At 36.0% G+C, this 16126-nt stretch carries 9 protein-coding genes; 5 read left to right on the top strand and 4 right to left on the bottom strand.

Annotated features, from left to right (window positions below; all coding sequences use genetic code 11):
- Nucleotides 1-106 precede the first annotated feature (106 nt).
- The 3 genes from L1S35_RS10885 (at nt 107) to L1S35_RS10895 (ending at nt 9080) form a co-directional block, all read left to right on the top strand.
- Nucleotides 107-4804: a RemA C-terminal-like gliding motility protein gene (locus L1S35_RS10885; protein ID WP_236400566.1), complete on the top strand. Its 4698-nt coding sequence runs from the start codon at nt 107-109 to the stop codon at nt 4802-4804.
- Nucleotides 4805-5105: 301 nt separating this feature from the next.
- Nucleotides 5106-6800: an energy-dependent translational throttle protein EttA gene (gene ettA / locus L1S35_RS10890; RefSeq protein ID WP_236400568.1), complete on the top strand. Its 1695-nt coding sequence runs from the start codon at nt 5106-5108 to the stop codon at nt 6798-6800.
- Between the two features lie 78 nt (nt 6801-6878).
- Entirely contained in the window at nt 6879-9080 is a 2202-nt protein-coding gene (locus L1S35_RS10895) for a response regulator (RefSeq protein WP_236400570.1), read from the top strand.
- On the opposite strand, the gene L1S35_RS10900 is transcribed toward L1S35_RS10895, so the two are convergent.
- Nucleotides 9077-10333: a DEAD/DEAH box helicase gene (locus L1S35_RS10900; RefSeq protein WP_236400572.1), complete on the bottom strand. Its 1257-nt coding sequence runs from the start codon at nt 10331-10333 to the stop codon at nt 9077-9079. The genes L1S35_RS10895 and L1S35_RS10900 overlap by 4 nt on opposite strands.
- A 124-nt stretch (nt 10334-10457) precedes the next feature.
- Complete coding sequence (locus L1S35_RS10905) at nt 10458-11495, bottom strand: formimidoylglutamase (protein ID WP_236400573.1); 1038 nt, start codon at nt 11493-11495, stop codon at nt 10458-10460.
- Nucleotides 11496-11592: 97 nt separating this feature from the next.
- On the opposite strand from L1S35_RS10905, the gene L1S35_RS10910 reads away from it, so the two are divergent.
- Entirely contained in the window at nt 11593-12477 is an 885-nt protein-coding gene (locus L1S35_RS10910; protein ID WP_236400576.1) for a DUF8428 domain-containing protein, read from the top strand.
- Between the two features lie 65 nt (nt 12478-12542).
- On the opposite strand, the gene hutI is transcribed toward L1S35_RS10910, so the two are convergent.
- Nucleotides 12543-13781: an imidazolonepropionase gene (hutI, locus tag L1S35_RS10915; RefSeq protein ID WP_236400578.1), complete on the bottom strand. Its 1239-nt coding sequence runs from the start codon at nt 13779-13781 to the stop codon at nt 12543-12545.
- Nucleotides 13782-13849: 68 nt separating this feature from the next.
- Between hutI and corA the strand changes: the two genes are divergently transcribed.
- Nucleotides 13850-14920: a magnesium/cobalt transporter CorA gene (gene corA, locus L1S35_RS10920; RefSeq protein WP_236400580.1), complete on the top strand. Its 1071-nt coding sequence runs from the start codon at nt 13850-13852 to the stop codon at nt 14918-14920.
- 50 nt (nt 14921-14970) lie between these two features.
- On the opposite strand, the gene nhaA is transcribed toward corA, so the two are convergent.
- Nucleotides 14971-16125, bottom strand: a complete 1155-nt coding sequence (gene nhaA, locus L1S35_RS10925; RefSeq protein WP_236400582.1) for a Na+/H+ antiporter NhaA — start codon at nt 16123-16125, stop codon at nt 14971-14973.
- Nucleotide 16126: the final 1 nt, after the last annotated feature.

Here is a 16126-nt window from a genome sequence, read left to right on the forward strand (position 1 = left end):
ATGTATTCAGGTAGTTTATATTTTTATTTTGAAGAATAAGTCACTTTAAGGCAATCGATTGCATAGTTTTTTGACAAGATTAAATTTTATCTTAATTATTAATTTTATGAACATTATTACAACACGTTTTTTCCAGAAAAAAAATAAAGCAATCCATAGATTGTTATGTCTTTTTGCGTTGTTGCTAATGACTGTTCAGATCAGTTGGGGGCAGGCGCAGACTATAGGTAGTTTTCCTAGTATGGATGGTGGGATGGAGACTCAAGCAGCCGGTGGTTTGTCATTATTGGCACTTCCAACAGCAACTACACAGACAGCATACACGGAAAATAATGCTAGTTCCGTTGGAGTAATTAATACAACAGGAGGACGTTCAGGACCTCAGTATTTATCTATTACCACAGGTTCTTCAGGTCATGGATTTTATACTCCTACTGCCTCACTTGCTCAGAATACTCAGTATGTTGTTCAGTATTATTTTAAATATGCAGGTTCAAGTAATAGAAGTTTTGTTGTTTCAGCAACTCCCAATGGGGGTACTAATTGGGGTACTGCAAGTACAGCTGCTAATGTAAATAGTATAGCAGTTTGGACAAAACGTACTGAAGTTATTACTTCTGCAAACAATGCAGCAACTGGTTATGGAATAGTAAGATTTCAAGGAAGCGGAGGAGGAATTTCTGTTGCTTATGAAATAGATGATATTGTTGTTTATGCAGGTAGTGCTGCAGATACTGTTGTGCCTGCTGACCCAACAGTTGCAGGAACAACTATAGCCTCTGGTACTTCTTTAAATGTTAATTGGACTGGTTTGCTAAATGCAGGTGATGGTGGTGGTTACGTAATTGTTCGTAGTACTTCGGCAACTGCAGTCACTTTGAATGTGAACGGTATTTATGGTGTTGGTAATACGACAGCTACAGGTGGAGGTACAGTAGTAGGAATAGTTCCGGGTGTTGCTGGAGCAAATACTTTTTTAGATACAGGGCTATCTAGCGGTGTAACATATTATTATACTATTTTTGCTGTAGACAAAGCATTTAATTATTGTACTATTCCTGCGACATGCAGTGGCAATACAGGTTTGACTCCACCAACACTTACTGCTGATACGACATTAAATAATGTTGATAATAATATAGACATTACTTTTACTAATGACGCAGCATGGTTTGCATTAGTTACTGCGGTTAAAATAGGTACTACAACTTTAACTGCAGGAACAGATTATGTTTTAACTGCGGGTAATTTACAATTGCTACCGTCAGGTTTAAATACTTTATTAACTACTGCAGGTTCAAAAGCAGTATCTATTGTGGCAACGGGCTATTCGCCGGCTACTGTAACCCAACAGATTAATGCAGGTGCTGTAGTGGCAGCAAATTCAACAGCAACTATAGGTTCAGCTTTAGCGCCGGGAACTACGCAAACCATTACAATTACTGCCAGAGACCAGTACAATAATTTAGTATCAGGATATAATTTTGTATATGATGCAACTATTACAAATACTAATGCTACTACTGGAGAATCGTATACTATAGACGGGACTGCCAGAACTTCAACTGTAAATGATTTGTTTGTAACTACAGTTACCAATGCAAGTGGAGTTGCAACTTTTACTGTAACTCTTCCGGCTACCATTGATGTTAATGACGGCATTAGTGTTCAGGTGCAATTAGTGAATGGTACTTCTAATGTAGGTTCTGCATTTTCATACATACAATTGCCTTCTCAAACCATTACTTTTGGCGCATTATCAGCAGTTACTTATGGTGATGCTAATTTTAATTTAACGGCTACGGCGAGCTCAGGACTAACAGTTAGCTACTCCAGTTCTAATACAGCAGTAGCAACGGTTTCAGGTAATACAGTAACAATTGTAGCGCCTGGTACAACTAATATTACCGCTTCGCAGGCAGGAAATGGCAGCTGGGCTGCCGCTACACCGGTTGTTCAGGCTTTGACCGTAAATGTAAAACCGCTAACCATTTCAAGTGCTGCAGCATCAAATAAAGTTTATGATGGCACAACAGCAGCGACCATCACGGGTTCACTTACAGGAATTATTAATGCCGATGTGGTTACTTTAACAGGAACGGGGACATTTGCAAGTGCTAATGTCGGAACCGGAATAGCAGTTACTTCAACCAGTACTTTGGGAGGAGCAAATGCTGCAAAATATAGTTTGACACAACCAACCGGTTTAACAGCTAATATTACCAAAGCAAATCAAACCATCAATATTGTAGCCGCTTCTTTATTAAACTATGTTGGGTTTACCGATTTTACGCCACCATTTGCATCTGCAACATCAGGAACAAACACAATTACTTTTACAAGTTCAAATCCTGCCGTTGCTACTATTGTTTCAAATAAGGTGCATTATGTTGGTATTGGTACGACTACTATTACGGCTTCACAAGCTGCAAGTACTAATTATAATGCAGCTACCGATGTAACCAGAACACTTACCGTTATTGAGTATCCTATAGCGGCATGGAATTTTTGGACGTCAAGCAGTGTTACACAGACCAATATTCAAGCCTATCTTTATGATGCTGGTTTAGACACGACTACTAATAATACTGTACCTGCCGGAACTAATACAGCTTCTTCGTTGGCACCAAAGTATATAACACGAGGTTCAAGCGTAGCTGCCAGTGGAGGTACCAGTGCTTTTAGATCAACTGGTTTTCCATTCAATACACCTACCATTATTGCTCCTTCAGTCACATCCGGGAATAATCAATATTTTCAGGTTACACTTCAGGCAGCAAGTGCCGGAAAAACAGTTTCTATTTCTACCATTGATGCCCATTTTTATGATGCAACTAATGGTTTTAATACCGCTCCGGGTGTTATTTCCCAATTTGGGTACAGTTTAGACGGAGGAACTACTATTGTTCCAATAGGGTCCGCGGTCCAATCTACGTCATTAAGAATGGGACAGATAGATGTATCAGGCATTACAGCCTTGCAGGATGTTCCTTTTGGGACTACAATTACGTTGCGCTATTATGCAAGTGGATATGGATCTTCAGGTTCAGGTTGGGGCTTTGGTTCTCCAAACACAGCAACGGGAGCCGGGCTTCCACCAGGTGTAGCTGCTGCAGGTACTGATGGTTTGGTAATCGGAGGAGATGTATCTGATTCTACTACTTGGACTACAGGTTTAGTTTGGACTAACGGAACTCCATCTGCTACCAAGAACGCTATTATTTTAGGTGCTTATGATACTGCAACAAGTGGTGGCGGTTTTACAGCCAAAAAGCTAACAATAAATGGTTCAGGTTCTTTAACTATTAGAGCAGGCGCTACCGTAACAGTACAAAATCAAATAATAAACAATGCAGGAGCCAATGCTATTATTATAGAAAATACAGGTAGTTTGGTTCAGGTTAATGATTATGCTGTTAATAAAGGCGTTATCAATTATAAGCGACAAACTAATGCCATAAGTAATTTTGATTATACTTATTGGTCTTCACCGGTAACAGGGTTTACTTTAGGTGGTGTTTCTCCAAATACGCAATACGACAAGTTTTATTCTTTTAATTCCACTACACAAGCCTGGAAACAGGAAACTACTGCAACGACAATGACTCCTGCTGTTGGTTATATAATTAGAGGACCACAGTTAAGTGCTTATATGGCTCCAAATCCACCGTCTTCGTATGAAGCTACTTTCGTTGGTGTACCAAATAATGGAAAATATCAGATTTCTGGAATTGTTGCTAATAAAGCTTACCTTATAGGAAATCCGTATCCATCTGCTTTAGATGCAGATACTTTCATAGATGGGAATCTGAATGTTCTTGATGGAACCTTGTATTTCTGGACACATAATACACCTATAGCAGGTAATGTATATGATCAAGATGATTATGCTTCATATAACCGTACGGGATCAACAGGTACAGCAGCTTTAAATCCGGGAGTTAGTAATTTTGCTCCTACGGGTAAAATTGGTTCAGGACAAGGATTCTTTGCTAATAGTAAAAATCCTGCTCTTTTAAATGGAGATACAACAATCGACTTTTCTAATTCGATGAGAGTAGGTGTGGGGGGAATTACAGGAGATAATTCTCAATTTTTCAGAACAAACAACAGAACAAATACGTCTATTGAAAAGCACCGTATTTGGTTAAATTTAACAAGTCCTCAAGGAGCTTTCAAACAAACTTTAGTAGGTTATATAGAAGGAGCTACAAATGAGTATGAAGGTCTTTTTGACGGCGAAAATTTTAATGCGAATCAATATGTCAATTTTTATAGTATAAATCAAGGTAAGAATTTAACCATACAGGGTCGTGCATTACCATTTGACGAAAATGACCAAGTGCCATTAGGATTTAAAACAACTATTACCGGTCCTTTAACGATAAGCATAGATAATACAGATGGTTTATTAGCTGATCAAAACGTTTATATCGAAGATTTACTGACCAATACAATTATAGACATAACAAACGGAGGTTATACGTTTGATGCGGTACCGGGAATATATAATAACCGTTTTATTTTGAGATATACCAATGGTGCTTTAGGTGTAAACGATCCGTCATTAATTAAAAATAGTATCACAGTTTACAAAAGTAATGGCATCATAAACATAAATTCGACTAATGAGCTAATAGCTAATGTCAAAGTTTATGATCTTCAGGGAAGGTTGATTACAGAACAAAAAGAGGTTAATGCAACATCAACGTCAATTAAGAATCTGAGAGCTTCACAGCAAGTTTTGATAGTTAAAGTAACGACACAAGACAATAAAGTAGTGACTAAAAAAGTGGTGAATTAGTAAATATATAGAGTAAAAGATTTCATTTTCAAGATTATTTTTTTTTCAGCAGCCCAGTTTCAATTATTTTTGAAGCTGGGTTTTTTTAGTTTGAAAATACTCTTTTTGTTTATCAATTTAAGTTAAATAGAATAACTTTGAATACTAAGAATTCCGTTACCATCTTTTGCATTCTTTTTATTTAGAACTATCTTTGCTGTCATTATTTTTTTTTAAACAAAAAACAAAAATCTAATAATCCAAAAATCTAACAAGCTAATAATCTAACAAGCTAATAATCTAACAATCTAATAATCTAAATATGTCAGACGATAAGAAAGTAATTTTCTCAATGCAACGATTGAGTAAATCCTACCAAGGAAGCGATAAACAAGTATTAAAAAACATCTATTTAAGTTTCTTCTATGGAGCAAAAATCGGGATACTTGGACTTAACGGTTCAGGAAAATCTTCGCTTTTGAAGATTATTGCCGGAGTGGATAAAAACTACCAAGGCGATGTGGTTTTTCAACCGGGATATACTGTTGGGTATTTAGAGCAGGAACCAAAATTGGATGAAACCAAAACAGTTATCGAAATCGTGAAAGAAGGAGTAGCCGAAACGGTTGCTGTTCTTGATGAATTCAACAAAATTAATGATATGTTCGGTTTGCCCGAAGTCTATGAAGATGCCGACAAAATGGACAAGTTAATGGAACGTCAGGCTTTGTTGCAGGATAAAATTGATGCTTCCGGTGCATGGGAATTAGATACCAAACTGGAAATCGCTATGGATGCTTTGCGTACACCTGAAGGCGATACACCAATCAAACATTTATCAGGGGGAGAACGTCGCCGCGTAGCTTTATGTCGTTTGCTATTACAGCAACCAGATGTATTACTATTAGATGAGCCAACCAACCACTTAGATGCCGAAAGTGTACTTTGGTTAGAGCAACATTTGGCACAATATGCCGGAACCGTAATTGCCGTAACCCACGACAGATACTTCTTAGATAATGTTGCAGGTTGGATTTTGGAATTAGACAGAGGAGAAGGCATTCCATGGAAAGGAAACTATTCTTCCTGGCTTGACCAAAAATCTAAACGTATGGAGCAAGAAGAAAAAGTGGCTTCCAAACGCAGAAAAACGTTAGAGCGCGAGTTGGATTGGGTTAGACAAGGTGCAAAAGGGCGTCAGACCAAACAAAAAGCGCGTTTGCAGAACTACGACAAACTCTTAAACGAAGACCAAAAAGAACTTGACGAAAAATTAGAAATCTACATTCCGAATGGACCAAGATTGGGAACAAATGTTATTGAAGCTAAAAATGTAGCCAAAGCTTTTGGTGAAAAATTATTATACGATAACTTAAACTTCACTTTACCACAAGCTGGAATTGTCGGTATCATCGGGCCAAATGGCGCCGGTAAATCAACAATCTTCCGAATGATAATGGGAGAAGAAAAAACAGATGCAGGAGAATTCAGTGTTGGTGATACAGTAAAGATTGCCTACGTTGACCAATCGCATTCCAACATCGATCCAAATAAATCAATTTGGGAAAATTTCTGTGACGGACAGGAATTAATTATGATGGGCGGAAGACAGGTAAACTCAAGAGCATATTTATCCCGATTTAACTTTGGTGGAAGTGATCAAAACAAAAAAGTGGCAACACTTTCAGGTGGTGAACGTAACCGTTTGCATTTGGCCATGACATTAAAGGAAGAAGGAAACGTATTGTTACTCGATGAGCCAACAAATGATTTAGATATTAACACACTTCGTGCTTTGGAAGAAGGTTTGGAAAACTTTGCCGGCTGTGCCGTAGTAATTAGTCACGACAGATGGTTTTTGGACAGAATTTGCACACACATTTTAGCATTCGAAGGCAATTCGGAAGTCTATTATTTTGAAGGCGGATTTTCTGAATACGAAGAAAACAAAAAGAAACGTTTGGGTGTTGATGTTACTCCAAAAAGAATTAAATACCGCAAATTGATTAGAAATTAATCTGATACAAATAAAATCCCGAGCAATCGGGATTTTTTTTTGAATAAAAATTTTATATTTGAACACAGAACCAACCCTATGATTAAAGCCAAATCCACCAGTTTACTCGTGTTTTTACTTTTCTGCTTTGCCAATTCGGTAGCGCAAGATTATAAAAACGAGAAAGCTGAAATAGAAAAATTGCTCAATCAGGCTGTTACCGATTTTAATGATGCACAGTATGACAAAGCATTAGAATCTTCAAAACAGGCTTTGATCAATTCTTTTGGCATAAATGATCCTTCTTATATAGCGCAATCCTACAATACCATTGGTGTTATTTACAACGAATGTTCCGATTCCAAAAAGGCGATTGACTTTTATGAAAAAGCACTTTCCTATGCTAAAAAAACAAACAAGGACAAACTCTACAATTGGATTTACGGAAACTTAGGCAGCGTTTATTATTACAACCAAATCGACGTTCACAAAGGAATCAATTATTATAAAAAAGCATTGTATTATGCTGAAAAAATAAATGATACCATCGATATCAAGAATACTAAAATGAACATTGTCAGCGCTTACTTTGCGATTGATAAATATGATGAAGGAAATCTGTATCTAAAAGACATTCAGGAAAATGTGCAAAAGTACGGCGACCAGGAAATGAATATGAGGTTGAGTTCACTGCTCGGAATTTACGCCACATCTCATAATAAAAAGGCTGAAGCTGAAAAACATTATGCTAAAGCAATGGAATTGGCCAAAGAAATTCAATACGATTCCTACTTAATCAGTATTTATGAAAATCTGGTTCGTCATTATAAGCATTTCAAAGAACCACAAAAAGCACTCGAGTATAAAGCTAAATTAGATTCACTAAGCAAAGTTGTTTTTTCAGAAGACAAACTTGATAAACTCCAAAAAGCCGCCGTACAAATCGAGTTAGACGAATACAAAAATCAATTAGAACGAATCGAACAGGTAAATGAGCAACATCAAAAAAGAATAAAAGAATCAAGACTGGTTGTTGTAATGTTCATAGTCATCATGATAATTTTATTATTGTTGTTACTGACTTTGTATAAAAACATAAAACTAAGAGAAAAAGCCAATATCGAATTACAAAAGGCAAATGAAGCACTTGTTTTAGCAAAAGAAGCAGCCGAAGAAGCATCGCAACTCAAATCACAGTTCGTTTCCACAATCACTCACGAATTAAGAACGCCTTTATACGGAGTTATTGGAATTACCAATATTATTCTGGATGAACATAAAGAATTAGGAAACAGTCCACACCTAAAATCCTTAAAGTTCTCAGCCAAATACCTGCTTTCTTTGGTGAATGATATTCTTCAGATTAATAAAATAGAGGAAAAGCGCATCGTGTTGGAAAGCTTGATTTTTAACTTAACAGATGAAATCACTTTGATTAAAAATTCGGTCGAATATATAGCCGATAAAAACAACAACGTATTTACAGTTGAAATTGATACTGCCATTCCCGAATTTTTAATTGGAGATAAACTTCGACTGTCACAAATCATAATGAACTTGGTAAGCAATGCCTTGAAGTTTACCAAAAACGGTGAAGTCGCTGTCATAGCCGATTTGAAAAAAGTAGAAGACAAATTCTATTACATCGAATTCAAAGTTAAAGATACCGGAATCGGAATTGCCAAAGAAGACCAAACAAAAATCTTCGATAAATTTGTACAGATAGAGCGAAAAGAAGAAGATTATCAAGGTACAGGTTTGGGATTGTCAATCGTTTCCAGCCTGGTGAAATTATTCAACAGCGAAGTGCATTTAGAAAGCGAAGAAAATGTAGGAACCACTTTTTCATTCACCATCGGATTTGAATTTGATGAAGAAAAATCAAAAGAAATTATCAATAATATAGAGGTTGATTTATCGACCAGCCATTTATACAATATTTTGGTTGTAGAAGACAATAAAATAAATCAAGTTGTAACCAAAAAAATCATTCAGGGCAGCAATATGAGTTGTACCATTGTTGATGATGGTTATGCTGCTCTAGTGGCGTTAGACCGTGAATCGTTTGATTTAATATTGATGGATATCAATATGCCTTTAATAAATGGTTTTGATACCACGCGAAAAATCAGAGAAAAAGGAATTACTATTCCGGTTATTGCACTAACTGCTTTCGACAAACAGGAAGTTGTTGAGCAGGCTATTTCTGCCGGTATGAACGATATTATGGTGAAACCTTTTGAGCCTTCAAAGTTATTTCACGTAATTCACAATCAAATTAAAAATGAAAACGCCGGTTAATACCAGCGTTTTTTATTCTTTTTAGAAGCTTCCGATTTTCTCGAATTATTTCCTTTTCCTTCAGGTTTCTTTTTGTTTCTCAAATCGGGTTTTGCATCCGGATTCGGAACTTCATCTTTCCAGGGATACGGATGGTCTTTGATGGTTTTTACATTTACTTTTATCAATTTCTGAATGTCTTTCCAGTACGGTTCTTCGTCTTTACTACAGAAAGAAATCGATATTCCGCCATTTCCGGCACGACCGGTTCTACCAATTCGGTGAACATAAGTTTCGGGAATATTAGGCAAATCAAAATTGATTACATACGGTAAACTTTCAATATCAATTCCACGCGCAGCAATATCGGTAGCAACCAAAACCGAGATTTCTTTGTTCTTGAAATGATCCAAAACACGCTGTCTAGCTGTTTGCGATTTGTCGCCATGAATAGCTTCCGAATTAACGCCATGCTTCTTCAAAGCTTTAACAACATTGTCAGCACCATGTTTGGTACGAACAAAAACTAAAACATTACTTAGGTTTTCATTACGTATCAAATGATATAACAAAGCACGCTTATCTGTTTTATCTACAAAATAGATTTGCTGTTCAATAATTTCAGCCGTAGAAGAAACCGGAGTAACCGAAACATATTCGGGTTTATTCAAAAATGTGTCAGCTAATTCACGAATCGCCATTGGCATCGTTGCCGAAAACAATAGAGTCTGTCTGTTGGTTGGAACCAATTTCACAATTTTTCTAACATCGTTAATAAAACCCATATCGAGCATTAAATCAGATTCATCCAAAACCAAAAAGTGTAAATGATCAAAATCAATAAAACCTTGTTTGTGCAAATCCAATAATCTTCCCGGAGTGGCAATCAAAATGTCAACGCCTTTCTTTAACTGGTCAACTTGTGGCACTTGAGAAACGCCGCCAAAAACGGTTAGCTGTCTCAGGTTAGTGTATTTTCCATAAGTGTCAAAACTTTCGCCAATTTGTACAGCCAACTCACGTGTTGGTGTAACTACAAGACAACGAATTTGTTTTGTCTTTTTGGATGAACCTACTATTCTGTGAAGGTTGTGTATGATTGGAATAGCAAAAGCTGCCGTTTTTCCGGTTCCGGTTTGAGCGCAGCCAACTAAATCTTTTCCTGCTAAAATAAATGGAATAGCCTTTTCCTGAATAGGCGTTGGGCTGGTGTATCCTTCTTCAAAGACTGCTCTCTGAATACTATTGGATAATGATAAATCTTCGAATAACATATAAAATACTTACTGTTAAGTAGTAAGTCAGCGCAAAGATAGGCAAATAAAGTCCGAAGTTCGAAATACGAAGTCAGAAGTAATAAAGTGACCCATTTCGTACTTCCGATTTCGTACCTCGTACTTAAATAAGATCTTTCCTCGACTTAATAAAATCAGTCACCAAATACCCAATCAGTTTTCCGATAAGGTGATTGTTTTTTTCTTCACCCAAATCGGGTGCGCCTTCGCAGATATGGAGATAACATGCGTTCTTATTATTGCCGAAAAAGTAAACAAACTCGCGTAATTCTTCTACCGAAAAACCACTCATAGTCATGGCACTGCTGGCAATATTTGGCAACGCATCCAAATCGATTTCAATACCATAAGGATCAGTTTTGACAAAATCGGATGCTCTGATAAGTTCTTGTAGAAATTGCTTTTGTTTGCGTACTTTGATTTCGTCATACGTATTAAAAGTAACGCGGTCTTCAATTTTCTTTAAAATATCTAAAACGTTTTTAGAAGTATAGTTTTCGTGTAATCCAAAGATGAAATATTTTTTTAGGAAACCTTCTTCATAGGCATAAGAGAAACCATTGCCACTATGTCTTCCTTCCAAAATCCTAAAATCGGAATGCGCATCAAAATTGACTGCATTTATTGGTTTTCCCAGTCCAAGGGCCGTTCCTTTTATATTCCCGTAAGCATTGTTGTGACCGCCACCAATAATTATAGGAGTTTTACCGTATTTTATAATGCAGCTGATAATGTGCACAACTTCTTTATCAATTTTTTCAACAAGTGAACTTAATTTTTTTCGGTCGACCGTATTGTTAAAATTCAGGTCTTTTGCAGCTTCCATTTCTTCAGCTACATCTAACGCTCCTAAAACCAAAATTTGACTTCCTTTACAAAAGCGATTGTGCTGAATGTTAGCAATACTTGCAATAGCACTTTCCCAAGCAGAATAAGCTCCGGGACGACCATAATTAGCACGGACACCAACATCTTCCGGTATTCCGAACAACACATATTTTGCATCGCAGTTTTTCAAATAATCGTGACAATTTTCACCTTTGGGAATGGTTAGCATTTTTTCACCAAATTTTACTTCACCGCTTCGGTGATTGGTTACTTTTGCTAAATCGGTAATTGAAAACGGAATTATATTCTCCATCTGAAAAAAAATATTTCACCAAAAATATAATAAAAATGTTTATCTTTCGTTACTATATCAATATAGTACCTACATTATATAATTAAAAAAAACACACATGGAAAATCAAAACAATCATTCAAAACTAAAAGCTATTATTGGAATATTAGCAGTTTTATTGATAGGAAGTTTAATTTACATTTTTAAACTAACGTCCGATGCAAAGACTTTGCAAACTACCGTTACTACTGTAAAGTCTGAAAAAGAATCAGTACTAAAGGATTTGGCGGATTTGAAAGCTACTTATGATGCGGCAATTGCAGAAAACACTTCTATGTCGGATGAGCTGATTGCCGAAAGAGATAAGGTTGTAAAACTTATGGCGGATTTAAAAGCATCAAAAGGTGACAATGCCACGTTGCAAAAATATAAAACCCAATACAAAGCAATGGAGCAAAAAATGCAGAATTTGATGCAGGAAGTTGATGTATTGAAAAAACAAAATCAAGTTTTGACCACTAAGGTAGACAGTACAACTGTTGCTTTAGAAGACAACAAAAAATACAATCAGGTTTTGGTTGGTCAAAATGAGCAACTGGCTAAAACAGTTGAGTTAGGTTCTAAACTTTCGGTTACGAATTTGAAAACGGCTTCTTATAAAGTTAAAAGCTCAGGAAAACAAGTAGCTACTGACAAAGCAAGCAGAACGGACATGCTTAAAGTTAACTTTACTATAGCGGAAAACAAAATTGCCAAATCGGGAGATAAGACTTATTATGTTCAGGTAATTGATTCTAAAAACAATGTTTTGGGAGATAAGGAAACTGTTTCGTTTGGTGAAACATCATTAACTTATAGTTTTACAACGACGGTAAAATATGAAAACAAAACGGTTGAAGTTTCTGAGCAATTACCGGGAAAAGATTTTGCTAAAGGAACTTATTTTGTCAATGTTTTTGACAAAGGAGAATTGGTTTCAAAAAGCAGTTTTAGTTTGCGATAAGAATCATCTTTTTTACTTATTATAAAAGGAAAAAGTCCTCTCGTAACAAAACGAGAGGACTTTTTTTATGAAACTAACTTTCCGTTTATCATTACTTGTTCAATCAAATCTGTGCCAAAAGAATAGGGTAATTCATAAAACGAATTCAAAGGTTTGGTGATGATAAGATTGGCTTTTTTACCAACGGTTATACTTCCGTGTGTTGCTGAAATTTCCATCGCGTACGCACCATTTATCGTGGCCGCATTAATGGCTTCTTCGGGAGTCATTTTCATTTTGATGCAGGCGGTTGCGACAACAAAATTCATATTTCCGGAAGGTGAAGTTCCCGGATTAAAATCTGATGCCAAAGCAAGTGGCAAACCTGCGGCAATCATTTTTCGCGCTGGTGTATACGGAATGCTGATAAAATAAGAACAGCTTGGCAAAGCCACAGGCATGGTTTGAGTGTTTTTTAAAACTTCAATATCTTCATCGGTTACAATTTCTAAATGATCGACTGAAAGGGCATTGTGTTTTACGCAGGCTGCAATTCCGTTTATAGCAGTGAATTGATTGACATGTATTTTGGAACGTAAACCATGTTGTTTTCCGGCTTCCATAATTCGTTCGGTTTCTTCCACCGAAAAATAACCTGTTTCACAAAATGCATCAATATAATCGGCCAAATTTTCGGCAGCAATTTTTGGTAAAATTTCATTGATTAATAAATCTATATATCCACTATGATTTTCTTTATAATCTAAAGGAAAAGCATGAGCACCAAGAAATGTTGCTTTGATTTTGATTGGATAAGCAGAAGCTAATTTCTTTATGACACGAAGCATTTTGAGTTCGCCATCAACAGTCAATCCGTAACCCGATTTGATTTCGACAGCACCAGTTCCTTGTTGGATAACTTCTTCTAAACGTTTTTTGGATTGATTATAAATTTCTTCTTCTGAAGCTTCGTTTAATTTTTTAGCCGAATTCAAAATACCACCACCACGATTGGCAATTTCTTCATAAGTCAAGCCGTTAATTCTGTCTACAAATTCCTGTTCCCGATTGCCCACATATACAATGTGCGTGTGGCTGTCACACCACGAAGGCAAAATCATTTTTCCTGTGGCATCGATTGTTTTGTCTGCGTTTATTTTTGGACAGTTTTCCATCGAACCAAAAGCAGCAATCACATCATTTTCTATCAACAAATAGGCATTACTGATTGTCGGTAAAATTGCCATTTCACTGCCGGAAACTTTACATATCGAAGTTTCTCTGACTTGCAGCAATTCTTTTATGTTGATGATTAACGTTTGCATAAAATGATTTTTGGTAAAAATAGTTCTAAAAAAAGAAATAGTATTAAATTTAAACAAATTTAGAATTCGTGAGAAAAATTAAATATAAAAAAGGGAAGAAAGTTCAGCCTACATTTTTAGATTATACCGGAGTGCACAAACAAACCAAAACCGAAATGCAATTGTTTGTTTATGATGCCCATGATTTGACAGAGTATAATGAATTTACCAAATCGCAATTAGGAAAATGTTTTGAACTCTCAAAAGTGAATTGGCTCAATGTTCATGGATTAAATGATACCGAGTTAATCAAATCTGTCGGTGATTTTCTCAACGTTGATAATTTCATGCTGGGCGATATACTGAATACCACTAAAAGAACCAAACTTGATGAATATCATGATGTTTTGTTTTTCAATATCAAGTCTTTGTTGCCCATTGAAAATAGTGATAATATAAGTGTAGAACAGATTAGTTTTTTGTTGAAGAGCGGTATTTTGGTTTCATTTCAGGAAAAGCGAAGCGATTATTTTACTCATATTCGAGAACGCATCAGAACACATTCAGGTATCGTTAGAGATAAAAAGGCGGATTATCTTTTGTATTTGTTGCTGGATGCCATCATGGAAAATTTCTACATCACGATTGAAAACGAAGAAGACAGTGTTGAATCATTGATAGATGAATCAAAAACCAGCACTAATCCAAAAATTTTAGAACAGATAGAAAAGCACCGCGATAATTTCAATTTTTTAAAACGTTCCATTATTCCGTTGCGAGATTCATTGTATTCTATCAAAAGCATGAAAGACGATAATGTGTTTAATGCTATTGAGCATGACAATTACAGTTTCTTTTCGCGTTTACATCAAAAATGTTTAGAGCTTTTGGAACAAATTGAATACGATTTGACTTCGTTGGATAGTGCTTCTAATTTTTACTTCTCTACCCAAAATCACAAGATGAATGAAGTTATGAAAACCCTGACAGTCGTTTCGGTTTTCTTTATGCCATTGACATTCATTGTTGGTGTATACGGGATGAACTTCGATAACATGCCCGAACTCCACTGGAAATATGGTTATTTCATCATCGTTGGATTCATGCTTGTATTACTATTGGGAATGGTTTATTATTTCAAAAAGAAAAAATGGTATTAAGGATCCGAGTGTGAAGCGCGAATTGTTTGGAGCGTAGTGGATAGAATAAATTAGGAATTAGTTTCATTAAAACTCTTTTTCAAAACAAATTTTAAAAATAATAAGCCTAAAGTTCCTGCGATTAACGATGAAACTAAAATCATGATTTTGGAATTATCGATATGTTCAACATCTGAAAAGGCGAGAAGCGTAATAAAGATGGACATGGTAAAGCCGATTCCGCCTAAAAATCCGACTCCGATTATGGCTTTCCAATTGATGTCTTCAGGAAGCGAACAAATTTTTAGTTTCACTGATAAATAACTAAAAAGGGCAATTCCGATAGGCTTCCCAACGATTAATCCCAAAGCAATTCCCAATGTGTAATTATGAGACAAAGCAAAATGCCAATCAGAATTGATTATAATTGCGGTGTTCGCCAATGCAAAAATGGGAAGAATAAAATAAGCAACAGGTTTATGTAAAAAGTGTTGTAAGATTATAGATGGCGATTTTTCACTTCCCGTACTAAACGGAATGGCAAATGCTAATAAGACACCGGTAATTGTGGCGTGAACTCCTGAATTCAGCATAAAATACCACATAAAAACACCACCAATTAAATAGGGAATAAGGTTGTGGACTTTCAATCTGTTCAAAGCTAATAAAACGCCAAAAATAGATAAAGCTATGGTTAGATTTATCCAATTTAAATCGCCTGTATAGAAAATTGCAATGATCAGAATAGCCCCTAAATCATCGATTACAGCTAAAGCGGTTAGAAAGACTTTTAATGAAGTTGGTACTTTATTTCCTAAAAGCGATAAAATCCCTAAGGCGAAAGCAATGTCTGTTGCCATTGGAATTCCGGCTCCGGATTGGGTTTCGGTTCCAAAGTTTATGAGTAAAAACAAAGCTGCAGGAAGTAACATTCCACCAATTGCTCCCGAGATTGGCAGCAATGCATTTTTGATATTGGAAAGTTCGCCCGCATAGATTTCGCGCTCTAATTCTAAACCAATCAGCAAAAAGAAAATGGTCATCAAGCCGTCATTTATCCAATGTTCTAGTGAATGATTTCCTAGTTGTAAGTGCCAAATATGTAAGTAGCTTTCGCTCCAAATGGAATTTGCTAAAAATAAAGAAAGCAGTGTACAAGCTATTAATGTAAATCCACCAGCTTTTTCGCTTTCAAAAAAATCTTTGAAAAGTTTTGTAATTACCATG

It is taken from the genome of Flavobacterium anseongense, from assembly GCF_021608185.1.
GTDB lineage: Bacteria > Bacteroidota > Bacteroidia > Flavobacteriales > Flavobacteriaceae > Flavobacterium > Flavobacterium anseongense.